At 54.7% G+C, this 25,388-nt stretch carries 19 protein-coding genes; 9 read left to right on the plus strand and 10 right to left on the minus strand.

Going from position 1 to position 25,388, the window contains the following annotated elements; genetic code table 11:
• Nucleotides 1-70 precede the first annotated feature (70 nt).
• Nucleotides 71-2,452, minus strand: a complete 2,382-nt coding sequence (locus SH528x_RS26985) for a beta-agarase (protein ID WP_442506547.1) — start codon at nucleotides 2,450-2,452, stop codon at nucleotides 71-73.
• Nucleotides 2,453-2,769: 317 nt separating this feature from the next.
• Here SH528x_RS26985 and SH528x_RS26990 point away from each other — a divergent pair, with 317 nt between their 5' ends.
• Nucleotides 2,770-4,236 (plus strand): sulfatase-like hydrolase/transferase, encoded by a 1,467-nt coding sequence (locus SH528x_RS26990; RefSeq protein ID WP_442506548.1) that lies wholly within the window; start codon nucleotides 2,770-2,772, stop codon nucleotides 4,234-4,236.
• A 288-nt stretch (nucleotides 4,237-4,524) separates the two neighbouring features.
• Here SH528x_RS26990 and SH528x_RS26995 read toward each other — a convergent pair whose 3' ends face one another.
• On the minus strand, nucleotides 4,525-5,109 hold the full coding sequence (locus SH528x_RS26995; RefSeq protein ID WP_442506549.1) for an NAD(P)H-binding protein: 585 nt from the start codon (nucleotides 5,107-5,109) through the stop codon (nucleotides 4,525-4,527).
• Between the two features lie 418 nt (nucleotides 5,110-5,527).
• Here SH528x_RS26995 and SH528x_RS27000 point away from each other — a divergent pair, with 418 nt between their 5' ends.
• The 8 genes from SH528x_RS27000 to SH528x_RS27035 all read left to right on the plus strand — a co-directional run bounded on the left by SH528x_RS27000 (nucleotide 5,528) and on the right by SH528x_RS27035 (nucleotide 13,797).
• Nucleotides 5,528-6,646, plus strand: a complete 1,119-nt coding sequence (locus SH528x_RS27000) for an SPFH domain-containing protein (RefSeq protein WP_442506550.1) — start codon at nucleotides 5,528-5,530, stop codon at nucleotides 6,644-6,646.
• A 263-nt stretch (nucleotides 6,647-6,909) separates the two neighbouring features.
• Nucleotides 6,910-7,407 carry an S-adenosylmethionine decarboxylase family protein gene (locus tag SH528x_RS27005; RefSeq protein ID WP_442506551.1) on the plus strand — a complete coding sequence of 166 codons (498 nt, stop codon included), beginning with the start codon at nucleotides 6,910-6,912 and terminating at the stop codon, nucleotides 7,405-7,407.
• Nucleotides 7,404-8,936, plus strand: a complete 1,533-nt coding sequence (locus SH528x_RS27010) for a DUF4178 domain-containing protein (RefSeq protein ID WP_442506552.1) — start codon at nucleotides 7,404-7,406, stop codon at nucleotides 8,934-8,936. Before SH528x_RS27005 ends, SH528x_RS27010 begins: the two co-directional genes overlap by 4 nt.
• Nucleotides 8,937-9,061: 125 nt before the next feature.
• Nucleotides 9,062-9,247, plus strand: coding sequence for a hypothetical protein (locus SH528x_RS27015; RefSeq protein WP_442506553.1), 186 nt, complete (start codon nucleotides 9,062-9,064; stop codon nucleotides 9,245-9,247).
• Nucleotides 9,248-9,261: 14 nt separating this feature from the next.
• Nucleotides 9,262-9,525, plus strand: a complete 264-nt coding sequence (locus SH528x_RS27020) for a DUF350 domain-containing protein (RefSeq protein WP_442506554.1) — start codon at nucleotides 9,262-9,264, stop codon at nucleotides 9,523-9,525.
• A 9-nt stretch (nucleotides 9,526-9,534) separates the two neighbouring features.
• Complete coding sequence (locus SH528x_RS27025; protein WP_442506555.1) at nucleotides 9,535-11,058, plus strand: polyamine aminopropyltransferase; 1,524 nt, start codon at nucleotides 9,535-9,537, stop codon at nucleotides 11,056-11,058.
• Nucleotides 11,055-12,704, plus strand: a complete 1,650-nt coding sequence (locus SH528x_RS27030; protein WP_442506556.1) for an FAD-dependent oxidoreductase — start codon at nucleotides 11,055-11,057, stop codon at nucleotides 12,702-12,704. The genes SH528x_RS27025 and SH528x_RS27030 overlap by 4 nt, the downstream gene beginning before the upstream one ends.
• Before the next feature lie 4 nt (nucleotides 12,705-12,708).
• The gene (locus SH528x_RS27035; protein ID WP_442506557.1) at nucleotides 12,709-13,797 is read left to right on the plus strand and encodes a hypothetical protein; all 1,089 of its coding nucleotides are present in this window, start codon (nucleotides 12,709-12,711) and stop codon (nucleotides 13,795-13,797) included.
• A gap of 129 nt (nucleotides 13,798-13,926) precedes the next feature.
• Here the strand turns inward: SH528x_RS27035 and SH528x_RS27040 are convergent, their stop codons facing one another.
• The 8 genes from SH528x_RS27040 to SH528x_RS27075 all read right to left on the minus strand — a co-directional run bounded on the left by SH528x_RS27040 (nucleotide 13,927) and on the right by SH528x_RS27075 (nucleotide 24,178).
• A complete protein-coding gene (locus tag SH528x_RS27040) occupies nucleotides 13,927-14,610 on the minus strand; it encodes a hypothetical protein (RefSeq protein ID WP_442506558.1) in 684 nt (227 codons plus the stop codon).
• A gap of 86 nt (nucleotides 14,611-14,696) precedes the next feature.
• Complete coding sequence (locus tag SH528x_RS27045; RefSeq protein WP_442506559.1) at nucleotides 14,697-15,275, minus strand: GNAT family N-acetyltransferase; 579 nt, start codon at nucleotides 15,273-15,275, stop codon at nucleotides 14,697-14,699.
• Nucleotides 15,276-15,377: 102 nt separating this feature from the next.
• Nucleotides 15,378-15,908, minus strand: coding sequence for a phage tail protein (locus SH528x_RS27050; RefSeq protein ID WP_442506560.1), 531 nt, complete (start codon nucleotides 15,906-15,908; stop codon nucleotides 15,378-15,380).
• Nucleotides 15,909-16,013: 105 nt separating this feature from the next.
• Nucleotides 16,014-16,529, minus strand: a complete 516-nt coding sequence (locus SH528x_RS27055) for a phage tail protein (RefSeq protein ID WP_442506561.1) — start codon at nucleotides 16,527-16,529, stop codon at nucleotides 16,014-16,016.
• Between the two features lie 41 nt (nucleotides 16,530-16,570).
• Entirely contained in the window at nucleotides 16,571-17,083 is a 513-nt protein-coding gene (locus SH528x_RS27060) for a phage tail protein (protein WP_442506562.1), read from the minus strand.
• A 49-nt stretch (nucleotides 17,084-17,132) separates the two neighbouring features.
• The gene (locus SH528x_RS27065) at nucleotides 17,133-17,453 is read right to left on the minus strand and encodes a DUF6916 family protein (protein WP_442506563.1); all 321 of its coding nucleotides are present in this window, start codon (nucleotides 17,451-17,453) and stop codon (nucleotides 17,133-17,135) included.
• Between the two features lie 96 nt (nucleotides 17,454-17,549).
• The gene (locus tag SH528x_RS27070) at nucleotides 17,550-17,948 is read right to left on the minus strand and encodes a DUF6916 family protein (protein ID WP_442506564.1); all 399 of its coding nucleotides are present in this window, start codon (nucleotides 17,946-17,948) and stop codon (nucleotides 17,550-17,552) included.
• Nucleotides 17,949-17,986: 38 nt separating this feature from the next.
• Nucleotides 17,987-24,178, minus strand: coding sequence for a cadherin domain-containing protein (locus SH528x_RS27075; RefSeq protein ID WP_442506565.1), 6,192 nt, complete (start codon nucleotides 24,176-24,178; stop codon nucleotides 17,987-17,989).
• Nucleotides 24,179-25,388 lie beyond the last annotated feature (1,210 nt).

The raw sequence follows: 25,388 nt of genomic DNA on the forward strand, positions 1-25,388 counted from the left end.
TCAATTTACAGCTGAAACTAACAAGTCGTTTCGGCCTCTGGCTTGCTTGGCCAGGATTTGCTTTTCGCCTTTAATCCATTTTCCGTTGCGTGACGAGTTGTACTGATGTGATTGTCGTTCCTTTTTGAGCCGTGATCGCGATCTTGTTGCTGCCGCGGAGGATCGATGTTGGCACGTTGGCGTCCCGGGGTGCGAAAAACTCGCTGAACTCGTCTGCATCGCCAGTATCAACCGTGACCGGAGTGCCGTTTATGTCGACCGATAGCGGTTGCGTGATACCACCGCCACGATGGAGTCCGATGACCAGTCGGGCGGACTCGACATTCTCGGGAGCGTCGACCTTAATTGGAAACGATAGGGGGGCGCCGCTGCTGGCGATCGCGGTCTCGGTGGCAAACAAGCGTTCCTGCTGAAGTGTCGCGGACGGATTGAGCGGTTTGGCCAGGGCTAGTCGAATGACGGTCGTTTCATTCACATCGACGGGAATGGAGGACACGTCGACGGTCTGTTCCGAGTCGAACAGAACCTCGCCCTGGTGATAATTCAGTCGTGTTTGCATCGCGTCAGTCGCTCCGATCCGTGCCGCTACGCCCGACAGGTCAACGGCGATTTGTCGACCGCCCATGTTGGTCACTGCTAGTGAAATGCGATCGCTATCGTGCACCGCCACGACATCTAACCAATCACGGTCAAACGATACCGGCAATCGGCGACCATCGAAGTCACGCCACAGATCAAAGTAATGGGCGATCGCGGTCGGCTCGTAATCGTCAATCGTGCTGTGGCGTTTGCGGTCTGTCTTCGGCGTGAACGCCGCGTCGCCACTGTTAGGGTTCCATGACATATGAGTAAAGATGAATGGTACGAACATGTCGATTTGATCAGGCCGCTGCATTGATTTAGTAAGGTATGCATTCCAAGCGTATAGACGCAACCAATTGTCGGATGGCTGACGCCCGTTTTGCAGGGATCCGGTTTCGGTAATCAAAATCGGCAAAACGTTATCGACTTTGTGCATGTGGGCTCGCAGCATGTCGAGGATTGCTTCGTATCGCCCCAGCAAATAATTCGAATACCCCATCCCACGACGCTCGTGAGCACCAAGCATCAACGCGTTTTCATAAAAGTGGTGCGAAAAGAAATCGAGGTGTCCGCGAGTCTCCTTGATAAATCGGGCTTGATCCCGATACAGCGAAAAGTCCTTGATCTGAAGCTGCATGTAAGCCGAAGATGGACCACCGACTTTTACGTTCGGCGCGCGAGCGTGTACGGCATCGGCAACGCGATTATGGAAATCGGCCAACAACCCCCAGCCGTCAATTCCTTCGTTTTCTCGCCAGTGGTACGCCCATTCAGATTGGACGCTGCTCTCGTTTTTCACTTCCCACCAAGACGCCGTGTACCCCGCGTCCTTGATCTGATCGGCGACATAGGCAGCAGCAAGCTCCGCCGCGTCATCGAAGTGCTCAACCAGGGGTGTCCCACGGCCCTTCAAGGGCACCGACATAAATTCGGGCCAGTCATTGAAGCAGAGTGCGAACGGCTTGTCACGAAACTGCGGGATCGCCTCGCGGAGTCGCACGCCTGCGTCGTACTGTTCAAAGAAAGTCAGGTCAGCCGCACCAGGTTTGTCATCACGCTCCTTCAGCGTTTCCCAATTTCCCCACTTCTGAGTCAGGGCCGGATTGAATTTGAACGCACCTCGCCCTGGCAGGAAACCTCGTTCAGCCGTCCATTTTTCGAACGACGGATCTACAACGCCAGGCGTATCGTGCGTCCGAAACCATCGCTCACGTTGTAGCTCGGTCGTTCCGTCGATCGAAAGCTCGTGATCGGTGTCGACGCGGATCTCAACCCGCTCACGAGGAAACTCCGAACCAAGGTCGCGGTAAGGGATGCTGTCGAACTCAGCTGGAATCGCTTTTTGAGCATAGAACACGAGGTCGTCGATCCGACAGTCGGCACCCTTTTGCTTCATCAAGAATTGGATCTTCATGGGCTCGACCGGCCCATCGGTCAGCGGAATCGATGGCATCTGAACACGATAAAAATCCTTGACCTGGACGCTGCGTGGAGGAGCTTTACCCGGCGAAAAAGGGAAGACGTGGACTTCTTTGATGCGGTCCAGATTGGATCCACGAAACCCAAAGTGGCGAAACAGGCCGGCGATTCGCTCCGTCCCTTGCGGAAGTACCAGCACGTCACCGTCCCGAATTTCTTTTCTCTCTTCGAGAATGGTCAGTTCCTTCAGGCCACGATCACGGCCATTGCCTTGATAAACGGTTTTGCGTCCTTCGAGGAAATTGTCAAACAGAAAATCATGGATAGCCTTTTGATTTCGGCCTTCCGGGCTGAGTGTCGGCGGCTCGACCGCCAAACTCGGAGACGCGGCCAGGACTGCAACGCACATAAAGAACGTGCGGGCACAGCGGATCAGTTCGATGTCGGACATTGCAGAGTATCCTGGGGCTTAGAAGCACAGACGAGTGCCTAACATTGTTGCATAAACAATCTGCCACACAAGCGAATTTGAAAATCACTGAGTCCGCCGATTTTGTTCAGCGTCCCTCGCACTTTCGTTTCGGAGGCAATGTCATCATGCGGGGACAACTCGCTCGGCGAATGGTCACCCGCAATCACCTTCATGCATTAGAATGTCGTTGGCCCCCAAATTGATTTTCGCTGAACAAGGCGGGGATACCCTGTCAATGAATATTTCCTGGGAATCATCAGCGAAGCATCTAACCGAGTACCTGTGAAATGAAAAACATGAAGTCCCTTGCAATGCGATACGCACTCCTTGTTGCGATCGCCCCGGTCGCCTTCAATCATGTGACCGCGGCAACGGCCACGGGGAAACCCAACATCATCGTCATCATGGCCGACGACATGGGGTATGCGGACACTGGATTCACCGGAGCCACGGACATTCAGACTCCCAACCTTGATACGCTCGCCAAATCGGGAGTGACGTTCACCAGCGGTTATGTGACTCATCCGTACTGCGGTCCCAGCCGAGCTGGTTTGTTGTCAGGTCGCTATCAGCAGCGATTCGGTTTTGAGACCAACCCTGCGTACGATCCGTCCAACCCGTACATGGGCATCGACCCCGGCGAGACGTTGTTCCCGGCGCGGCTGCAGAAAGCGGGCTATCGCACCGGCGTGATTGGCAAATGGCACCTTGGTGCCGCCGCTCCGTTTCATCCCAACAACCGAGGCTTCGATTACTTTTACGGGTTCCTTGGCGGAGGCCATGACTATTTTAAAATCGACCTTCGTCTTCCGGTCCGAGAAGGTTACACCGAAGCGCTCGAGCGCAACGGAAAGCCAGCCGTGTTCGATGGTTATTTGACCACCGCGTTATGTAACGATGCCGTCGACTTTATCAAGTCGAGTCAAGATGCTCCGTTTTTTCTATACCTAGCCTTCAACGCTCCACATGCTCCCTTGCAAGCGCCTGCCGAAGCGATCGCCAAGTATTCAAGCATCAAAGACTCTAAGCGACGTACCTACGCCGCGATGGTCGATGTGATGGACGAGGGGATCGGAAAAGTCATCGAGACGCTTGAACAAAACAAACTGCGAGAAAATACGCTGGTGTTCTTCCTAAGCGATAACGGTGGACCGCAACCGACCAAGCAGCAACCGGGCAAATGGAACGGTTCGTCCAATACACCCTTTCGTGGCGGGAAAGGGAATCTTTACGATGGCGGAGTTCATGTTCCTTTCATCGCTTCTTGGCCAGCACGTATTAAACAAGGCAGTGTTTATGATCGGCCGGTGATTTCACTCGACATCGCTGCGACCGCCGTCGCGTTGGCAAGTGAGAGTCCTGAGCCAGCGAAAGGAATGGAAGGAACCAATTTGATCCCGCTGTTGACTCAGCCGAGCGGCAAAGCTCCGCACCAATTTCTGTATTGGCGTGAAGGCGGAGTGCGTTGGTCGATTCTGGATGCGAACCGAACCAAGCACGTTCTCGACGATGCCGGTGGCAAGCCAGAACTGTTCCATTTGCCCGCCGATGTGTCCGAAAGCAATGACCGAGCTGCAGAGGAACCGGAGTTAGCGGAGCAACTCCGCGACAAATGGATGAATTGGGATGAATCGAATGTCGCCAGCCGGCTAGACAGCTATAAGAAATACCACTTGCATCGAGACCAGTTCTTCCTGGACTCGATTCCAGCGAAAGCAACCCAGAAAGGATACTCTCCAACCCCCGTGCCGACATTCAAGTAAGTCTTCGAGGCTTGTCGATTTAATGCAGGTTTGAACTGCTTACCAGTCGCTGGGGCGACCCACGTTCAGCCAGCACTTGTGAGCCGACGGCGCTAGCCCAATGTTTCCTGCTTTAGTAGCGGCAAGACGCAAGCGTGCTGTCGATTTTGTGAGCCGCTCGCGCGTGAGCGGCCGGGTGCCACGCGCATTACCCGGTGCCTTACGGCCCACGGCTCACCACTGGGATTGACTTTTCGATTAAAACGACAGCCCGCAAACCGTTCGGTCGCAGCGAGTAAAACGTTCAACCTAGACCGGGCGACTCGCGCCGCTCCGCGACAAAAACCGCCTGTTTGGTGTCAAAGTAGATGGCGTTGGGCAAGCGACGACCGGCTTAACCTTCGTTGCGGAGAATTTGCTGTAAGTAGGCTTTCGGGGTAAGAGCGGGTCGACCGGTATAACTTTGCACTGTATCGCTAACGACCGCCATCTCTCCTGCGGCGATCGAGGTGTAGCTGCTGATCCATCCGTCCAACTCGACTTGCGTTGCGTTGAATTTCGCTCGCGATTTGTACCGTTGATAAACGATGTGTACACGATTCGCCTTAATCCGGATCTGCGACAAGCCTCGACGGCGGAGCGGTGATAAGCTCGTCGCTGGCCGGACTCGGGCAACGAAACTAGAAAAACCGTATCCACCCCTTCCAGGGCCTGGGCAAATGCATCGGTATCTTGATAGACAGCTTCCCGCACTTCCGCGTTTGCAATGCCGGGTGCTCGTTTGGCGTCTCTGACGATCAAGCGGACAGGCTGTTCTGCTGCTGCGACCTGACGGGCGACATCGGCTCCGAGTGATCCGGTGGCCCCCGTGATTGCAATCGCTTTCTGGTTCATCGTTGTGTCGTTGTTTTTCGTGTCGTTGTCGATTGGGGACGGACCAGCGGGCTGCGGGGCAAGCGAATGGATTGAATTTTCACAATGCGATTCCTAACCAGCATTGCCAAGAGTTCGTCCGCCACTGCCCATCAGGAGCTTGCATTCCACCCCACATTCAGGCAACTCAAGAAAATTGACTTTCTTCGCGCCCCCACGCAATTTTTCTTATGCCTGGGAATCCATGGGCGATGCATCGCATGTTTGGCGAGCGTTCGTGGTATGCTGATCACAAGCAGCCCGCTAGAATCAAACCGCGTGAGGCGTAGCGAATCGAAACGGGGGCAAACCGTAGACAGACGAATCGCCGCGTGGCACGCTGCATACCCCTTTTCCATCTCCGCTCTTCTTCCAATCTCGATCGATAAACGGCAGGCACATGGGACTCTTTGACAAACTTCGTGGCGAACTAATCGACATCATCGAATGGATCGATGATTCCAACCACACCTTGGTTTGGCGGTTCCCACGCTACAACAATGAAATTAAAAACGGCGCTCATTTGATCGTCCGTCCTGGACAAGTCGCGGTGCTGGTGCACGATGGAGAGATCGCCGATCTGTATCAGCCAGGGCATTATGAGTTAACCACTCAAAATATGCCGATCATGACGACGTTGGCCAGTTGGAAGTACGGATTCGAAAGCCCGTTCAAAGCGGAAGTCTATTTTGTTAGCACGCGACAGATCACCGATCTGAAATGGGGCACTCCGAACCCGATCATGCTGCGGGACCCCGAGTTCGGGCCGATTCGCATTCGGGCGTTTGGCACATACGCACTCAAAGCGATCGAGCCCAAAGCACTGCTTCGCGAAATCGTTGGTACTGATGGCGATTTTCAGTCGGATGAAGTCACCGGGCTACTGCGTTCGATGATCACGTCCTCGTTTTCCGACGTGATCGGAAAATTAAATATCCCGGCGTTGGATCTGGCTTCGCGTTATCAAGAAATTGCTGCTGCCGTCAAAGCGTCGGTGGTAGAGCAGATTGATGATGAGTATGGACTGGATTGTCCGCAGTTGATTGTCGTCAATATCTCGCTGCCCGAAGCGGTCGAAAAAGCACTCGACACGCGCACCAGCATGGGCGTGATCGGTGATATGGATCGTTTCCAGCAGTACCAGATGGGGCAAGCGATGACAGCCGCTGCGGAAAACCCTGGCGGCGGGGGAGCCGCCGAAGGGATGGGGCTCGGAATGGGCTTTGCCATGGCCAGCCGTATGATGCCGCAGATGGGCGGCGGCGGCGCGGCAGCACCGGCGTCCGGCGGTGCACCACCGCCTCCACCCCCAGCCGGCGCGTGGCATATCGCCGTGAACGGAGAAACACGAGGCCCGTTTTCGTTACAACAGATGGCTGCCGGTGTCAGTAGTGGTGAAGTCAAGGCGGATACCATCGTTTGGACCGCAGGTATGCAAGGCTGGGCCGCCGCATCAGCGGTACCGCAATTAGCAAGCCTTTTTACCGCCGCAACCCCACCACCTCCGCCGCCAGCCTAGCTTCCCATTTTGTGAGCCGTGGGCCGTAAGGCACCGGGTGACGCGGTTGTGAGCCGTGGGCCGTAAGGCACCGGGTACTGCGATTTTGAGCCGTGGGCCGTAAGGCACCGGGTAAGTTTTAAGCCCCGGCCGCTCACGCGTCACGGCTCACTAAATCAACAGGCCGCAAGCCGTCCGGACGCAGCGAGTAAAAACGTTCAAAATAGATCGAAGGGCTCGAGTCCTACCGCTAAAACAAACGACATCAAACACTGATTCGCAACATGAACACCGCAGCACGCGACGTGCCTCCCATTCCGATTGTCGATTCCCCGCTTGCCGTGTCGGCACGTGTGGGGACCGAGTGGATCGTGGATGCCTACGGATGCAGTGCGTCGGCGTTGCAAGATTTGGAGATCGTCAGCGGGATTTGCCTCGACGTGATCACGGAACTGGGGTTGCGAGTCGTCGGCCAGCCGCAACAGCATGTTTTCCCAGGTCACGGCGGAGTCACGGCGATGTATATGCTCAGTGAATCGCATCTCGCTTGCCACACCTATCCCGAGCATCGCTTGGCGACCTTCAATCTGTATTGCTGCAGTGATCGCCCGGCGTGGTCTTGGCAACAACAACTGGAGTCGCGTCTGGGTGCCAGCGAGGTGGTCGTGCGAAAAGTCGTGCGAGGCACCCACGCTACTGATCAAAACCGTGCCGTTGATCAAATCAATACTGCCGATCCAAGCGATGTCACAACTCAAAACGTACAGCGAGAGCAGGGATGAAGCATCGCAGTGCAGCATGTCCGTCGTGTGGTGGCCCGGTCGAATTCAAGACCGGTTCGTCTCTGGTCACGATTTGTGACTTTTGCCAAACCGCCGTGGCGCGAGGGGACAAGGAGGTTGCTGATTTCGGCAAAGTCGCGGATGTCGGCGAAACCAACTCGGGACTACGACTCGGTTTATCAGGCACGTTCAATAAACGCGGGTTCTACATTTCAGGACGCGTCCGTTATTCGCACCCGGCTGGTGGCATCTGGGACGAATGGTATTTGGTGTTCCCGGGCGAAAAGTGGGGCTGGCTGACCGAGGCACAAGGCAAGTTCTATTTGATGTTCGAGCGTCAAATAACCAGCAAAATTAAACTGCCTGAATACGACTCGGTGACTCTCGACACCCAAGTGGAATTGGGACGCAGCCAGTTTTCAGTGCGAGAGAAAGGGATTGCCACGGTGGCGGCTGCCGAGGGTGAAATTCCTTGGGCGGTTCATCCCGGTGCGGAACACAAATTCGTCGACTTGCAGGGCGTCGAGGGCACGTTTGCGACGCTTGAGTATGGCGAGCAAACAAACGTGTTTATCGGCAAAGAAATCTTGTTGGCGGACTTGGGCGTCGACACCAGTGGTGCGGATCCCGAGAGCGAAAAATTGCCGGTCGCGGCGCTACAGTTAAACTGTCCGAATTGCGGTGGAACGTTGTTGCTGCGGACGCCCGATGAAACCGAACGCGTGACGTGCCCGAATTGTCATTCACTGCTCGATGCCAATCATGGAAAACTCGCTTATTTGCAAACGCTAAAGGTCAAAGAGATCTATCCGGTCGTTCCGATCGGCAGCGAAGGCGTCTTCTTTGGCGACAAATACACTGTGATTGGAATCATGGAACGCTTCGCACTCTATGAAGGCAAAACGTACCCGTGGACCGAGTACCTTTTGCACAATCATGAACTCGGTTTTCGCTGGTTGGTGGAAAACCAAAAGCATTGGTCGTTCGTCGAGCCCGTGTCGTTCATGGGCAGCACGTTTGGCAGCCAAGTGACTTACAATGGCGATTCGTTTCGTGTTTACGATCGCGGAGTTGCCTATGTGCGGTACGTGGTGGGCGAGTTTTATTGGCGAGTGACGGTCGGTGACTCCGTGCAAACCGCGGACTACATTGCACCACCCAAGATGTTGTCGATCGAAGAATCGAAAACGAAATCATCGGAGGAGCGAAACGTCTCGCAAGGAACTTACTTGTATCCTGAGCAAATCGAAGCGGCGTTTGGGATCAGCGGCGTCTCGCGTGCCTGGGGTGTGGGACCGATGCAACCCGGTCCGAAATTAGGCAAAGAGTTCTATTTGTCATGGGGCGGTTTCCTTGGTCTGATCCTTTTGGTCCAACTTGCGTTTTTCATGCGTGCCGATGGATGGATGACGTTTTATGCGATGTTGTTTGTTTCGATGCCGATTATTGCGTTCCACTTTTATGCCCACAACTTTGAACGTCAACGTTGGGCCGAAAGTGACTATAACCCCTATGCCAGTGGCGATTAAGCAAAGCGACCTGAGCCAACGGCGCTAGCCGCGGGCCTGTCGCAATAAAAAACCTAGGCCCGCGGCTAGCGCCGTCGGCTCACAAAACTAGGTGAAATCGGTTCGATAGTTAAAGAGAATTTGTTATGAAAAAAATACTGCTCATCATCTACCTCTGTTTTGGGATGAGCGTTTGCGCGTGGTATTCCGTTGCGGCGGCTAAAGGTTGGCAGGCGCCCAACCTGGGATTTGTGGATGGGTTTGCAGCCGGGCGAGTGTCCGGCGGCGGTTATGGTCGATCGTACGGTGGTTCTTGGGGAGGCGGAAAATAGTGTTGGGAATTCAAATGAGTATGCATTCGTTGTTGTTGATAACCGCGCAAGCGGCCGAGAGTTCGATGGACTTGTTGGGAGTTCACCTGGTCGCCGCGATCCTGTTTGCGGTCGTCGGGATTCTGGTTCTGTTCGCGTCTTTGTGGATCATGGAAAAGTTGACTCCTTTTTCGATCGTCAAAGAAATCGAAGAGGACCACAACCAAGCGCTCGCGATCATTGTCGGCGCGATTGTGTTGGGAATTTCGGTAATCATTGCAGCGGCGATTCTGGGTTAAACAACGTCGATGAATCGTGCTCCGCTCGCTTTGCTGTATCTGAACGTTCTCGTCATCGCGACGTGTGGGCTGATCTACGAATTGCTTGCCGGGACGCTGGCCAGCTACCTGCTCGGTGATTCAGTCACACAATTTTCATTGGTGATTGGCGTCTATTTGTCGGCACTCGGTGTCGGTTCTTGGCTGTCGCAGTACATCGAAGAAAAACTGGCGAAAACGTTTATCGAAGTCGAGCTGGCACTCGCGCTGGTGGGCGGATTATCGGCTCCGTTTTTGTTTGTCGCGTTTGCCTGGATCGAGTGGTTTCAAGTCTCGCTATTTGGCCTCGTGCTGCTGATCGGAACCTTGGTCGGGCTCGAGCTGCCGTTATTGATGCGGATTTTGAAAGAACATCTCGATTTCAGTGATTTGGTCTCTCGCGTTTTGACGTTTGATTACATCGGTGCGTTACTCGCATCGCTGTTGTTCCCGATCCTGCTGGTGCCTCAATTAGGCTTGGTGCGAACCTCATTGCTGTTTGGCATCCTGAACGCCTTGGTCGGTTTGTGGGGAACGTTTTTGCTGCGACCGATCCTGAGTGACAAAGGACTGGGGGGGCTGCGTGGACGAGCCATCTTGGTGATCGGCATGCTGGTCGTCGGTTTCATCAAAGCGGATTCGTTAACCACGATTGCCGAAGAAAGGATGTTGTCCCATCCGATTGTCTACGCCAAGCAAACTCCCTATCAACGCATTGTGGTCACGCAGAACCAACAAGGTTTTCAGCTGCATTTGAACGGGCATTTGCAGTTCAATTCGGCCGACGAGTACCGATATCACGAAGCGCTCGTGCACCCCGTGATGTCTGCGGCGGCGGATCCAAAGCATGTGCTTGTGCTTGGCGGCGGCGATGGATTGGCGGTTCGCGAGATTTTAAAATACCCGTCGGTCGAATCCGTGACGCTGGTCGATATTGATCCCGAAATCACCCACCTGGCTCAAACATTTGGTTTGATGGTGGATTTGAACGAGCGATCTTTGCTCGATCCTCGGGTCACGGTGGTCAATCAAGATGCATTCATTTGGGTCCGCGACACTGAAAAACATTTTGATGTTGCCGTGATCGACTTTCCCGACCCCAGCGGCTATTCGGTGGGAAAGTTGTACACCACTCGTTTCTTTCAAATGCTAAAGCAACATTTGACCGATTCGGCACGCATCAGTATCCAGTGCACCTCGCCGCTTGTCGCACCGAATTCCTATTGGTGTGTCCTGAACACGCTGAAGGAATCGGGGTTTGACGCGATTCCCTATTGTGCATCGGTGCCCTCGTTTGGTGTTTGGGGATTCGCGTATGCTACGAAGACACCGTCCAGCGGAGCTCCGATCGAGTTGTCGGATAAGGTCGGAGTGCTTCGGTTTTTGAATCCAACACAACTGAAATCAATGTTTGAATTACCGTCCGACATCCGGCCAATGGAAACAGAGCTCAACCGACTAAATAACCAAGTGCTCGTGCGCTATTACGACCAAGAATGGAGTCGCAGCGAGTGAGCGATTCGACACCGATGTTAAGCCGTCGCGAGCTGATGTCCGTGTTGCTCGGATCCTGGGCCGCAGGAACCGTTGGGTGCTCGCGGCAATCGCTGCCGCCGAAAGGCGAGTTATTGAGTCCCGATTTCTCAGTCGGACACCGTATTCGCGACGGACTGAGGCCAAGTTTTAATCCGAGCGACAGCGAGCATGCCGACGTCGTGATCGTAGGGGGCGGAATCGCAGGGCTTTCGGCTGCGTGGCGATTAAAGAAAGCAGGACTCGAGAATTTTCGCCTGCTCGAAATCGAAAAAGTCGTTGGCGGAACCTCACGTAGTGGACAATCCGCGCCGTTTGAGTTTCCTTGGGGCGCCCATTATGTGCCCGCACCGATGAAGGAGAACCGGGCGTTGGTGACGCTGCTGGAAGAGATGGATGTGGTGGTGGGCAAGACCGAGGACGGTTCACCACGAGTCGCAGAACAATTCTTGTGTCGCGATCCCGAAGAACGCGTGTTTGTCGATGGGCAATGGATCGAAGGACTGTATCCTGCTGCCGGTGCGTCAGCGGACGATCTCGTTCAACTCGAAAAGTTTCAAGCCGAGATTGATGCATGGATCGCCCGCCGCGATGATAACGGCAAACGCATGTTCGCGATCCCGATCGCAACCGCGTCTAATGGCGACGACGTTCGATCGCTGGACCAGATTTCAATGCAGCAGTGGATGGACGACCGCCGCTTTACCTCGCCGCGATTGCGTTGGCTCGTCGGTTATTCATGCCGTGATGACTATGGGTTGACGATGAATCAAACCAGTGCATGGGCAGGGATCTTTTATTTTGCTTCGCGTGCACAGGTAACATGCACCTCGTCTCAGGATGTCATGACATGGCCTGAGGGAAACGGTCGTTTTGTCAAACATTTTGCAGATCAGGTACAAGACCAATCGCGCTCCGCCACCGCCGCTTGCGACATCCAACTCGCTTCATCAGAAAAAGATACCACGAAGATCACCGCTTGGGACAGCCAGTCCGACCAGAGCGTTAGCTTTGATGCCGAGCATGTCATCTTTGCCGCCCCTCAGTTCTTGGCTCCGTATTTGATCCGCGATTTTAAACGCATCGCCGATCGATCGACAGAAACGTTTCATTATGGGGCGTGGATAGTCGCGAACATTCATCTGCGTGACCGTCCTCACGAGGACGGGATGCCGATGTGCTGGGACAATGTGATCTACGAAAGTAAATCGCTCGGCTACGTGACGTCGACTCATCAAACGGGGCTCGATCACGGGGCAACCGTGTTGACGTGGTACTATCCGCTGACGGCGCACGAAGGCAAAATTTCACGTCAGCAGTTACTCAGTATGACGTGGTCGGATTGGGCCGAGATTGTGATTGCTGACTTGTCGCGACCGCATCCCGACATTGTATCGTTGATCACTCGCATCGACATCATGCGTTGGGGGCACGCCATGATCCAACCACGTCCCGGTTTTGTGTTCAGTGATGCACGTCGTAACGCAGCGAAACCGATCGGCAATTTGCATTTCGCGGGGACAGACTTGAGCGGTGTCGCGTTGATGGAAGAAGCGTTTTATCACGGCATCCGTGCTGCCGAAGAAGTGCTGGCCAAACGAAAACATCCCTTCGAGTCGATGTTGTAGTGTGATGATTAAGGTGTCTGAGAACGCATCTCGAAGGTCGATTCCATGGCTTTTTTCGCCACGAGTGGATTTGCTCACGTTCTTGGGCAGTGCCGTGATTGCGTTTGCACTGTTAGCGATCGGCATTCCATTTGGTTGGTTGCATTCGGACACGCCCGAGTGGACCTGGATCGTGGCGATCTTGTTGATCGATGTAGCTCATGTCTATGCCACGGGGTTTCGAGTCTATTTCGATCGTGCTGAACTGCGTCGTCGCCCGTGGCTTTACGGGTTGACGCCGTTATTGGCGTTCGGAATCAGCTGGGCGATTTACAGCGAGAGCGTGGTCGGATTTTGGCGAGCGCTTGCATATTTGGCGGTGTTCCACTTCATTCGTCAACAATATGGCTGGGTGGCGTTGTATCGTTCTCGCGGTGGCGAAACGAGCCGGATCGGTTGGTGGATCGACGCCAGTGCGATTTATTTGGCGACAATTTATCCACTGGTGTATTGGCACACGCATTTGCCCAGGCGATTTTGGTGGTTTCGTGAGGGTGACTTCGCCACGATTTCCCTAGACATCGCTGCCTGGATTGCGCCGCTGTATTGGTTGTCGTTGATCGCGTACGCGGTGCGTTCGAGCTACCGTGGATTTGCGAAGGGCCAATTTTCGCCGGGAAAAGATATCGTGGTTCTGACGACCGCGTTGTGTTGGTATGTCGGCATCATCACTCTGAATTCCGATTACGCGTTCACCGTGACCAACGTGATTATCCACGGCGTGCCCTATATGGTGCTGGTCTATTGGTACCGTTGGCGGCAGACGGATGACACTGACGCTCACCCAAAGCAAGCCGCTGCAACGCGAGTAGCAAAGTTTTTGGGACTGGTGTGGTTGCTGGCGTACGCTGAAGAATTGCTCTGGGACAGCGGGATGTGGCAAGAGCGAACGTGGCTATGGGGTTCGAGTGTTTTCGGTTTTTTAGGCAACATCGAGGGGATCGACATCGCGTTGGTTCCGTTGCTAGCCGTCCCTCAGATCACGCATTATGTACTAGACGGATTTATTTGGCGGCGAAAGACAAGTCGGCGACTCTCCGAGATGGTGTCCTAAGCGACGGGGTCTACGGGCTCTGGGTGGACGCGAAAATGATGGTAAATTCATCACCGCTGCCATGCCGAAACTCCGCTCCGCTGCGGACCGGCCTACATGCGAGCGGCTTCCATGTGGCAATCGAACAAGTCACTCGGGATCCTGCTTCGGCGAACTAGACGCCACAGATTCCAGTGAGTCGATGTACAACAGGACTTCTTCGAACGAGGCGTCTTGGAAAAAATGAACTTGGGCGTCGGCGGCAAGGCATTCAAAATGCGTCGTTCCCGTGCAGACACCTGGGCAGAAGCCTAGAAAGGTAAAGATAAAATGGCGAACGTCGCCATCCCCCTCTGAATTCCCGCCCGGAAGATCGTTCCATTTTGCAGCCCATGTCGACTCGAGCACTTCGTATGCTTCACATAATTCCAGTGAGTCGAGATCGATCGAATGCTCGGCGGTCGCTTCGTCTCCTTTGCTGCGAAACTTCCGCTGGACACAAACGGCGAGTGCGATTACTGCGGTGCCATCCACACTGGGGCTTCCGTCTTCACCGAACTGCGTGGCGTGAAACGTGACGTAGCTGTTGTGAATCCGTGGGACGAGCACCGCCCCTATGGAAACGACGGACGGTTTGACACTAAGCTCAAGCTTCTTGACTTGATTGGTCGAAGTAACCTTCGCTTCGTCAACCGCTGCATCTTCAGCAACCGCAAGTATTGGATCACTGGCAATTCCAGCGGCCACGGCGGTCATCAGCGAAGCTTTTTGCAGAAATGCTCGGCGGTTGGATGAATTTGTTTGAGGTGAATCATTTACGGTGGGCAGAGACATGTTAAAGAACCTCCGTTTGTGGGACTGAGACAACCATCGCGTCGAGGATAAATGCTGAAAAGCATTCGTCACGGTGGGAGTTTACGTTATTGCGAGCGAATTCCTTTCCCTTCCATTGCTTTGTGGCAATCGGATGTGATCGAGGGGTCGATTTCGGAACCCGATGAGTTTGCATCTTCAAACAGACAGACCTTAGCGGATGGCAAGTGTTCCATCAGGAAATAGACACCTGTGTCGTCGATCTTTTTGAATCCCAATCGGTCATAGAGATGTTTTGCAGGATTATTGTGTTCAACGTGAATCCGCACCGGCAGGTGGAGCTTGTCGGCTTCGCCCAGGATCTGACGCATAATCCGTCTGCCAATTCCTTTGCCACGAAACGGTGGCAGCAAGGCGATGTCGACGATTCGATGCTCGTCATCGCGTCTGTGCAGATACAACCGGCCTCCCGGCTCTCCGTTAACTTCGATCACGTCGAACTTTGCGTCCGAATAATGTTTCTGGTAATGCAGGTGTTGGGCTTTGAATTGCATTCGTAGGAACTCTTCCTTTTGGGCGTCATCCCACGGCGCGATCGAGAGTTCTTCCTCTCGTGTACTTGCGTAAAGCAAGTACAGAAACTCCTGATCGTCATCAGTGATGGGTCGCAGTGCAATCTTTGACATGTTGGATACTCAAGCAAACGTCCTATACCGATCGGCCACGGAGTTGATCGACCGATTCCTCCTACGACGGTCGGGTCGTCGTAGGAGTCCGAATTCGGATCTCTAGCTCCGGGATGGGTAGACACCTGTCAGGGCGATGATGTAGTACATCGCTAAGTAAGGCTGCAAGTTGTTGTGCGGCTGACCGCCACCCACTGCTGGAATCGCCCCGGCTGCCATTGCCACCTGAGTGCCTGTGTTGTTGTAAATCCGGTCGCTGGCATCGGGCTTGCCCGTCAGGTTACCGTTGGCGGTCGTTTCGCCTTCCTCGTCGGTGTCCTCGTTAGTGCCAAAGAGACCGTGGTTATGGGGGGGAGTCTGTTGCTCGGTCAACGTGACCGTGGCGACACCTCCATTTTCACCAAGTCGTCGACTGGTCAATCCGGGACCTCGTCCTGGATGGATCGGCGCTCGCCCTTGTAGATTCGGCAGCGCCGTCGTTGTCCGACCGTCACCACCGAAGGTGGTACCGATCAAGGAAAAGAGAGCCGTGTTTTGTGCAATCGGCAACAATTGCCCATTGCAAAACGCGTGACTGCGTGGAGCGAAATTGCCCGCGAATATCTTGATTTCAGCAACGAATGGTTCAGACATGAGTTAACTCTTCAGAGAGGGTACGTATGGGTTTGCTCGTCGGTTACCAGGTCAAATGAAACCGATGATTCGTCACCGGAATCGATCGCTTGGTAATGCGATGAACTATGTACGGGATGGGTAAACGCCAGTCAGGGCAATGATGTAATGAATGGCCAGGAAAGGCATCATGTTTTCATGTGACTGTCCGCCGCCGTTACTATTACCGATCCCAGCGCCCGCCATGGGAACTGGCGACTCATCGATGTAGATCCTGGCAGTCGTATTCGCCAATACATTGTTCGCCGGATTCGCATCATTGGCGACATCGTTTTCGACCTTCAAGTCATGCTTGTGTGCGGGCAGCTGCGGCGTCGTAACGGTGACCTTCTCGGAACCACCCTTGGTACCAATCCGTCGATTCGTCAGGCCTGGTCCGGTGCCCTGATGAATGGGGGTGCGTCCACGAAGATCGGGAAGGCCAAACGTGGTCCGCCCGTCACCACCGTAAATCGTTCCCAGCAGTGAGAAGAGGGCGTCGTTTGATGCAACGGCCAACAATTGACCATCGCAAAATGCGAAGCCACGCGGAGCAAAATTGCCGGCGAACATTCTGATTTCGCCTACGTAAGGTGTTGACATAAAAATAATCCTTGTATTGAAGTCGTGGTGTGGCGCACGGTCTAGTTGCGTGACGGGAACAGGCCTTGAGTCGCGATGCAGAAGTTGAGCGTCGTGAACGGCTCCATATTTTCATGGCCTTGGCTATTCCCTGCATTCCCAACCGCGTTGGCACTCAACTTACTGGCGCTGGTGGGGGAAAGCGTGTGATAAGTCGACGCGGTCGCTTTCGCCCACAAATTACCTGCCGGCTGGTTCGGATTTACGGTCGCGTCGGCGCTGTAGGCGTGCAGCGGGTGGTCGTGGCTGGGTATTTCAGGGACCGTCAATACGTGCGTCTCCTGGCCTCCCTTTTGCCCCTGTGGATAGCTTGCGTCCACGTGCAAACAGGTTCGCCCGCGCAGATCGGGAAGGCCAAAACTGGTACGTCCATCTCCGCCGTAGACGGTACCCAACAACGAGTAGAGCGATTGGTTTTGGTTGATCGGCAAGATTTGGCCGTCACATTGGGCCCAGCCGCGTGGGGCAAAGTTGAAGCCGAAAATTTTGACTTCCGCCAGAAAGGGTTCAGACATTGGGTGTGCTCCTAAGGTCAAACAATGAGTAATACAAGAGTGGAATCGTCTAAGCAAAAACTGCCTCGTAAAGAACTCCCTCGCCCGCCGGGCCGGGGCCGACCGGGACAACAAAGATCTCATATTCGCCAAGCTTTTCGTGGGCGAATGAATAGATGGACTGCGGCAAGTGCGATGCAACCGAAGCGTTTGCATCATGGAACAACAGCGCAAATTGGCCCGGAACGGACCCGATTGCGCCGGCTTCCACCAATTGCACATCGACGGATTCGTCCGATGTGACCCGAAGGTTGAAGGTGCTGCCGACATGCGGAGAAAATTCAGCCAGTATCACTTTTTTCGAATCAGCCACTGTTTTCTCGGTGCTCACTGTTGATCTCGCTAACTTCGTTGTCGTACTTGCGTGTCCGTCGTGCCCCGAGTCTGTCATGCGATCGATCCGCTGCCGGCGCATCGATCCGATTGGTCAAGCGAAGACCACTTCCAATCGAGTGTCACGCGCCAACCCGTCGACCGGCACGGCAAGCAATTCCATCTTGCCAAGCTGCGGATGACTGACGGTGTAGGTGTCCTGCGGCAATGTGTGTATGCCTGGTGCAGAAAAGACCAACGAAAACGCTTGCCGATGTCCTGGGACTCGCTCATTGGACGACGCGGTTGCTTCGGACAGCTTTGCCGTGAACGATTCGCCACTGCGCGAGGAAAACTTGAACTCGCTGTCGATGTATCGGGAAAACTTAGCAACCTCGTCGCCTTCGCTTGCGGCCAGCAATTCAGTCGCCGAAACGGCAGCCACGGCACCCGCGCTGGCGACTCCCGCCCTCTTCAAAAATTCTCGTCGATCAGATGATGCTTCATTCTTCATATTGTTATTCTTCGCAAAACTGAAAAAACTGGTGAATTCTACCTACGTTCATCGGTCAACATATCCAATGCGGCCCCATCCAATTCACTCGCATCGTCTTCGTTGGGTTCTCCGTCAGCTTCGCCGTGGACACGGGCAAGCAACGCCGCCAAATCCGTCATTCCCGAGTTCGCTGATTCCTTGGTTGATAACTTCGTTGCTTTCTTCATCGTTGTCATGGACAACATGTCCGAGAAATCATCGTTGTTCCACCGCGACATCAGACCATCCACAGAAGTGGCCGATAACTCGTCTAACAAAGAAATTGGTGCGACGCTGGATCGTAAAGTCAAAGGCGATTCAATCGATCGCTGTGCGCGACCCATGAAACCGTACATCAAATCATTCTCGCTAGCGGAATCGTAAAGATCGTCCATGCCCAACACGTGACCGAGTTCATGTTCGAGCACGTGGACCAAGTCGAGCCCGCCACCGCTGTCCAACTGCCAACCGTGTCCAGCGGCATCGCTATCGAGATAAACCGTATTGCGGAACGTTCGTCCCAGCACTCCATCGGCAAGATCACGAACAAAGAATTCGGCGCTGGCAAGCTGAGTCTGCTGAGCTTCCGAGATCCCTTGCGCCATCCAATATTGATTGGCCTGCGCGACAGCGGCCGACAAACCGAATGGATCGAGCAGCGACCCACCGGCAACAAAGCCGGCACTTCCGCCGGAAAGCAATGCATTGCCAGGCAGCGTCGGACTGCAGGCAGTGTTGAATGCGGTGATGCCGTTGTTTTGCTCGGTCACCGTCACGCCGCCATTAGCGGCTGACAAGGCTGCGGCGCTGGCCTGCGTAATTGTCGCCGTCGAGGTGTCGCGTGAATCGATGACGATCACCGCGGTGCCAAACGTGTTGCCCGAGATGTGCAGACAAGTCTCCGCCGTATCCCGAGTATCGTGCTCGATGCCTTGGCCGCTGGCGATATTGGTGAACGTGTTGTCAACAATACTCAAGCGAGAAAAGGGATTCGTCCCGCCGGCAAGATCATCATCAAAGAATGTCTTGATGCCCTCGGAACTAATATTTGCGAACGTGTTATCTTGGATCGTCAAATTCATCGTGCCATCGTGATCACCGATAGTGACCTGAATTCCGTCGTCTCCGATTCCGTTGAACGGGCCGCCGGCGGTTCCGGAGTTATCGACGCCGATGTCGTTGTTCTGGATCAGGATTGTCCAGTCTTCAACGCCGGTCGCGTTGACACCGCCGTTGTCCAGCTTGATTCCGTCGCCAAACGTGGTGCCGCTAAACGTGTTGCCGTCCGACGCGTTGGGACCACCGATACGTCCTTCGACGCTGCCGCTGCCCGAGGTGCCGACGATGACGACAAAGTCACCTCGCGAATCGAGTAGCGTATTGCCCTGGATGTCGAAGGTCATCGTCGCAGCATTGGTGATCGGCAATGTGATGCCGCCACCGTTGGTGATGCCGGTTGGCCCACCGCCGACAGTCGAAAGGTTGTTCAGAATGTTGACATCATTGGTCCCGGTTGACCCAGCCTCAAAGCGGACGATGTCCAATTCGATGTTGTCGAACTCGCTGCCGTCAACGGTCAGCGTTGCACTGGCATTGCCTTCAGTTTCGACATAGACGCCGTACCGTCCGTTCGCGTCATCGTTATCGGAGAAGTCAGAGCCATTGATCACATTGGCCGTCAGCGTGCCGGTTTCGTTGTAGATGTGAACGCCGGAGTCATGGAACCGAGTGAGATCGACATTGTTCAACGTCAATGTTCCGCTGATGTTATTGTCGGTACCGCCGGTGTTGGTCTCGAACGAGAAGGCATCCTCACCGGCAGCGTTGCCAATGTCTTCAAAAATGCTGTTATTGACCGTCAAGTTAACCACGTTGGTGCCAAACACACCGTGACGACCAATGTTGTCAACGGTCATCTGATTCAGCGTGATATTGGTCGCAGTTGTAAGCGAGATCGCATCGCCGGTGGTGTTCAGAATCTGGCCACCCGTATTGTTCTGCGCCGTACCGCCATCGCCGGCAATCGTGAAACTGCCCGTGGTGTTATTCAGGCTGATGCCGTTTGTGGCGCCGTTGACTGAGATACTCTCCAGTGTCACACCCAAATCGAGTGGACTTCCGGAAATGTTCACGGCCGTCGACGATCCTGAATTGATCGTACCGGTAGTCACATCGAAATCACCACTCACACCGCTCAACGTGATTCCCGCGGCGTTGCTGGACGAGATCTCATCAAAGCTCATCGCCAGCGTTCCGGTGGTGATATTCACCCCGGCACCGGTTCCGGTAATGCTAACATCGCTGACCGTGGCGGTTCCGACGCTGGTGCCCGAGATCCCAGTGCCAGTCGTATTGCCGATATCCAGTCCGCGGATCTTATTGTTCTGCGCCAGATTGATTCCATTGGCTGCGGACGTGATCACCGGTGCGGTTCCGCCGACGCTAGGCAGCGTGCGGGAATCGGTGGGCTCGGTGACGCCCAGCAAAGCAGCGGTGACGCCGCTTGCCCCTTCGCCGATCACGATTGTGTTATTGTCTAGATTCAGCGGACCGGTGTAGCTGCCCTGGGCAATAAAGACGCTGTCGCCTGCGACAGCAACGCCATCATAGCCAGTAATCGAATTGAAAGGATCACTGAGTGTGCCTGCGTTGCCGAGTCCGCTTGGCGTGACGTCGATGAACCAAATCAAATCGGTACCGAAGGTCAAATTGACGGTTGCGGTAGTGGCACTGTCGAGCTCATACGTGAACGAATCCGCCGCGAGACTGCCGGCGGATGGATCGTAGAGGAAGCTGCCGTTTGCTTGCACGGTGACGGTGCCGCCGCCAGTCGTTGCAGCAGCATTGCCGACATTGCCGGCTCCGCCGTTCACCGCCGTCACTGCCGTGGGGCCGCCCAAGTCATTGGACAACAGTCCGTTGCCAACGGGAACGTCGAGACCGACGTTCCCGATGATGCCCGAATAAGCATCGTCAACTGCGGAACTTTCAGGATCAACGTCGGTTACGGTCACCGCGATGGCTTGAACGTCGCTCAAGTTCGGCGCGCCGTTGTCCGTCACGGTAACCTCGACGTCGTACACGTTGTCCCCGCCGCTGTCGGTCGGGTTCTCAAAGTCCGGAGCGGCATTGAAGGTCAACACGCCGCCGGCCGTGATGCCGAATAATGTCTGATCGGCACCACCGGTGATCGTCCAGGTCAACGTCTGTGCTGGCAGATCTTCGTCGGTTGCCGTTCCGGTCGTGACCGCCGTTGTGTTTTCGGGCACGAACACACTGGCCGTTGCTCCGCCGCCGTCGCTGGTAATCACCGGCGCGTCATTGACGTCGGTGACCGTGATTGCGATATCGACCGTGTCGGTCAAGAAAGTGGGATCGGTGACCGTGACTTGCACGTCATAGATGTTGTCAGCGCCGGCATCGAGCGGATTCTCGAAGTCGGGTCCGTTGCTGAAGACCAGGATGCCGAGCGACGGATGGATGCCGAACAGCGCCGAATCCGCTCCGCCGGAGATGCTAAACGTCAAACCGCCGGGACCGTCGGAGTCGAACGCCATAATGGTCTCGACGTTCGTCGCATTTTCCGGGATCGAATCGGTCGCGGTGGGAAGGCCACCGTAGCTGGTGATGACCGGTGCTTCGTTGACGTTGTCGACCGTGACCGCGATGTCTTGGACGTCGCTCATATTCGGTATGCCGTCATCGGTGACGGTGATTTGCACGTCATAGACATTGTCCAAGTCGAAGTCGGCTGGGTTCTCAAAATCGGGAGCGGCATTGAACGTTAAGACGCCGCCGGCCGTGATGCCGAATAACAGCTGATCGGCACCACCGGTGATCGTCCAGGTCAGCGTTTGTGCTGGCAGATCGACGTCGGTCGCCGTCCCAGTCGTGACCGCCGTTGTATTTTCGTCCACGTTCAAACTGGCAGTCACACCGCCGCCGTCGCTGGTGATGACCGGAGCCTCATTGACGTCAGTCACTTCGATTGCGATATCGACCGTGTCGGTCAACAGACCCGGATCGGTGACCGTGACTTGCACGTCATAAATATTGTCGCCGCCGGCATCTAGCGGATTTTCAAAGTCGGGCGCGATGCTGAAGACCAGGATGCCAGTGTTAACTTGGATACTGAAGTAGGCTGAATCGGCACCACCGGTGATACTGTAAGTCAAACCGCCGGCACCCTCCAGCGTGCCGTCGGGGTCGATCGATTCGATGTCTTCGACGTTGGTCGCATTCTCCGGGATCGTGTCGGTCGCAGTGGGCAGACCACCGTAGCTAGTGATGATCGGTGCTTCGTTGACATTGTCGACCGTGACGAAGATGTCTTGGATGTCGGTCAGATTCGGCACGCCATTGTCCGTCACGGTAACTTCAACCTCGTATATGCCATCAGCGTCAAAGTCGGTCGGGTTCTCGAAGTCGGGCGCTGCATTGAAGCTCAACACGCCAGTGGCCAGGCCGATGTTGAATAGCAACTGGTCGGCACCTCCGGTGATCGTGAAGCTGAGCGTTTGTGCCGGCAGATCCTCGTCGATCGCCGTCACGGTTGTCACCGCCGTTTGGTTCTCATCCGCATTCACGCTGGCCGTTACACCCCCGCCATCGCTGGTGATCACCGGGGCGTCGTTGACGTCGTCAACCGTGACCGAGATGAGCTGCGAATCGGTTAGACCACCGGAATCGGTCACCGTGACTTCGACTTCGTAAGTGCCATCGGCACCGCTGTCGGTCGGATTCTCAAAATCGGGAGCGGAATCAAACGTCAAGAAGCCGGTATTGGTATCGACGCTAAACAAAGTCGAATCCGCACCGCCGGTGATTGTGTAAGTCAAACCGGCCCCTTCAACATCACCATCGGGATCGGTCGAATTCACATCGGTCACAAACGTCTGGTTCTCATCGGCATTTAGATTCGCCGTATCTCCACCACCGTCACTCACAATCTGCGGTGGTTGATTGCGGAAATAGCTTCGCGCAAACACGCCGGTTTCATCCCCGACTCCACGACCGCTCCAGACCACGGTGAAATGCGATTCGTCTCGCATTGCCACGGACGAAAAATGTTGGTCACCTGCTGTGGTGGTGTTGATCAAGAATTCGCCGCCATCCTTAACACCCGCCGCGTCATACTCTTGCCCATAAACCCCCAGTCGGGTGCCGTCCTGGTAATTGCTCGTCCAGGTTACAACCGCCTTGCCACTAGGCGGCATCGAGATTGATGCATCTTCCTGGTCATAAAGCGTTGTCGTATTGACCAACTGTTCGCCACCAATAGGGGTGCCGGTCGCATTAAAACGCTGCAGGAAAACGCCTCGCAAGTCGCCAGTCCCTACACCGGACCAAACGATGCTGAAGTTGTTCAAACCATCGATCCCAACCGACGGCAGTAATTGTCCGCCATCGACCGTGGTATTGACTCGGGTTTCTGGCCCTACTGGGTTGCCGGCAGAGTTAAACCGTTGAAAGAAAATACCCTTGACGTCACCTGGGCCCTCGCCGCTCCAGGTGATGACAAAGCTCCCGTCAGCTCCGATCGTAACGTCCGACTGCTGTTGATACCCGCTGGTAGTCGTGTTGACGAGAAATTCACCAGTCAGCGGTACTCCGTTGGAAGCAAACCGTCGTGCATAAACTCCAACATCAGGATCACCCACTCCCTTGCCCGACCACGTGACAATGAAACTACCATCGGCTGCCTTGGCGACGGTCGGGTTGATTTGAAAACTGGGAATAGTCTGATTGACTCGGATTTCGCCACTGACTGCCGTTCCCGTGTTGTCGAACAAACGGACAAAAACCCCGCCGTCGCTGTCACCAACTCCTTTGCCGCTCCAAGCCACCACGGATTCGCCTCCCGCCCCCATTGCGGCCGACGGTTCGAGTTGATTTCCAGTCGTCGTCACATTGACTAAAAACTGGTTCCCTAGCGGCGTGTTGGTGGCGTCAAAGCGGCGAGCAAAGACACCTTGAATATCACCGGGCCCCATGCCCGAAAACGCAACAATGTATTCACCCGCAATATTGCCCCCCACAGCACGTGTCTCGGCGTAGGTCACTTGAGTACCCGGCGTCGAATTGTTCACTAGAAACTCTGGGCCCTCGTCCAAGGCTGCCAATAGTCTGCGGTCTTCAAGCAGCTCAAGGATGAAACGACGACGCGGACTCTTCTGGGGTCGGCAGGCATGGTGACGTCTAGTGTTCATTTTGCATCTCTATCTTTCTAGGAACCGAGAAACAGAGTTTTCAAGAACGACAAATTGAGATCTGCAGTGCTAAATGGGCGACGCTCTTTCGGTACAAAAGTCCCCCGTTGCAGGGGTCCCAAATGCATGAGGTACATCGAAAAGTGAAGGCATTTACAGCTCAATGGGCATACTAAAAACTAAACAGGGCACTAGGAGTACTTGATAACGCCCGCAGAGGGGTGGTGCAATATAAAAGAATTAAATATGAAAATCTAATTCCGTGCCAAACTCATCATGAAAACAACCGAAACGTCTCATCGGTGAATCCGGTATCTTTGCTGCGTCCCTTACCAAGCCAAGCGTCTGAGTCAGCCTACGAGATTCGCAACCACACACAGGATTCCAGTTTGCGACGGCCTGATCTGCTTCCACATCCGTTTAATTGGACTGTCCGCTTTTAAGAGCCGAACGCGGTAGCGTCGGGCCGCCGCTCTGTAAAACGTTGGCAAAATGAGGGCCGCGGCTTGCGGGCGATGCCATCTATTTTTCTGGTCCCCAGGCTCTGCCTGGGAACCCACTGCCTTGCAGGCTCCGCCTGCTAGAGTTTGGTGGTCGAGCGGGAACCTCGGGTGCATTGCGTTTAATAGTGAAAAGAACTTGAGGGTTTTGGCACTTTGTCATTGATCATCGTTTTTCGACAAGTCGCTCCGCGTAAAAACACAGAAAATCTCGCCTGTTCAGAATACTGCAGGCGATGCGACTGCGGTCGCTCAAGCCTTACAAGCCTTCACACTCGAAAAAGCGGATGCGATTCGTGATGTCTTCGTCGACGTCGAGATAGCGTTGGTGATGACAACCGCTGTTGTCGTCCACGAAACTTCACCTCCCCGAAACTTGTTTTGGGGGAGACGTCAGAGCGAGCGGAGCAAGCTCTCGGTGGGGCCTCGATGCTAGATGTTGCAATTGCAAGCTCAGCGCAACCACCCCTCGTGCGGCCACTAACGCATCCGAACCTCAAAATGGAGGATGAATGCTTACTCTCCCCTACTTCCAGCTCCGCCGCGGTCCAGCCTACAAGAGAAACGAACGAAACAGGCAATTTGCTGATGTGAATTATCGCGGCACTAGTCGATCTCTTTTGTCCGCGGCGTCATGCTTGCTTTGCCTCCGCGACATGCTTATTGTAATGGCACAGAATCCTCCTCCACTCGTCTGTGAATGCGGCTGA

It is taken from the genome of Novipirellula methanifontis (assembly GCF_052161655.1).
Classification (GTDB): Bacteria; Planctomycetota; Planctomycetia; order Pirellulales; family Pirellulaceae; genus Novipirellula.

Excerpts from the sequence above, each read along its gene's own strand:
- SH528x_RS27040 (WP_442506558.1), bottom strand. The coding sequence starts at position 14,610 with ATGTCTCTGCCCACCGTAAATGATTCACCTCAAACAAATTCATCCAAC.
- SH528x_RS27035 (WP_442506557.1), top strand. The coding sequence starts at position 12,709 with ATGATTAAGGTGTCTGAGAACGCATCTCGAAGGTCGATTCCATGGCTT.
- SH528x_RS27045 (WP_442506559.1), bottom strand. The coding sequence starts at position 15,275 with ATGTCAAAGATTGCACTGCGACCCATCACTGATGACGATCAGGAGTTT.
- SH528x_RS27025 (WP_442506555.1), top strand. The coding sequence starts at position 9,535 with ATGAATCGTGCTCCGCTCGCTTTGCTGTATCTGAACGTTCTCGTCATC.
- SH528x_RS27005 (WP_442506551.1), top strand. The coding sequence starts at position 6,910 with ATGAACACCGCAGCACGCGACGTGCCTCCCATTCCGATTGTCGATTCC.
- SH528x_RS27010 (WP_442506552.1), top strand. The coding sequence starts at position 7,404 with ATGAAGCATCGCAGTGCAGCATGTCCGTCGTGTGGTGGCCCGGTCGAA.
- SH528x_RS26995 (WP_442506549.1), bottom strand. The coding sequence starts at position 5,109 with ATGAACCAGAAAGCGATTGCAATCACGGGGGCCACCGGATCACTCGGA.
- SH528x_RS27050 (WP_442506560.1), bottom strand. The coding sequence starts at position 15,908 with ATGTCTGAACCATTCGTTGCTGAAATCAAGATATTCGCGGGCAATTTC.
- SH528x_RS27000 (WP_442506550.1), top strand. The coding sequence starts at position 5,528 with ATGGGACTCTTTGACAAACTTCGTGGCGAACTAATCGACATCATCGAA.
- SH528x_RS26985 (WP_442506547.1), bottom strand. The coding sequence starts at position 2,452 with ATGTCCGACATCGAACTGATCCGCTGTGCCCGCACGTTCTTTATGTGC.
- SH528x_RS26990 (WP_442506548.1), top strand. The coding sequence starts at position 2,770 with ATGAAGTCCCTTGCAATGCGATACGCACTCCTTGTTGCGATCGCCCCG.
- SH528x_RS27020 (WP_442506554.1), top strand. The coding sequence starts at position 9,262 with ATGAGTATGCATTCGTTGTTGTTGATAACCGCGCAAGCGGCCGAGAGT.
- SH528x_RS27055 (WP_442506561.1), bottom strand. The coding sequence starts at position 16,529 with ATGTCAACACCTTACGTAGGCGAAATCAGAATGTTCGCCGGCAATTTT.
- SH528x_RS27015 (WP_442506553.1), top strand. The coding sequence starts at position 9,062 with ATGAAAAAAATACTGCTCATCATCTACCTCTGTTTTGGGATGAGCGTT.
- SH528x_RS27060 (WP_442506562.1), bottom strand. The coding sequence starts at position 17,083 with ATGTCTGAACCCTTTCTGGCGGAAGTCAAAATTTTCGGCTTCAACTTT.
- SH528x_RS27075 (WP_442506565.1), bottom strand. The coding sequence starts at position 24,178 with ATGAACACTAGACGTCACCATGCCTGCCGACCCCAGAAGAGTCCGCGT.
- SH528x_RS27070 (WP_442506564.1), bottom strand. The coding sequence starts at position 17,948 with ATGAAGAATGAAGCATCATCTGATCGACGAGAATTTTTGAAGAGGGCG.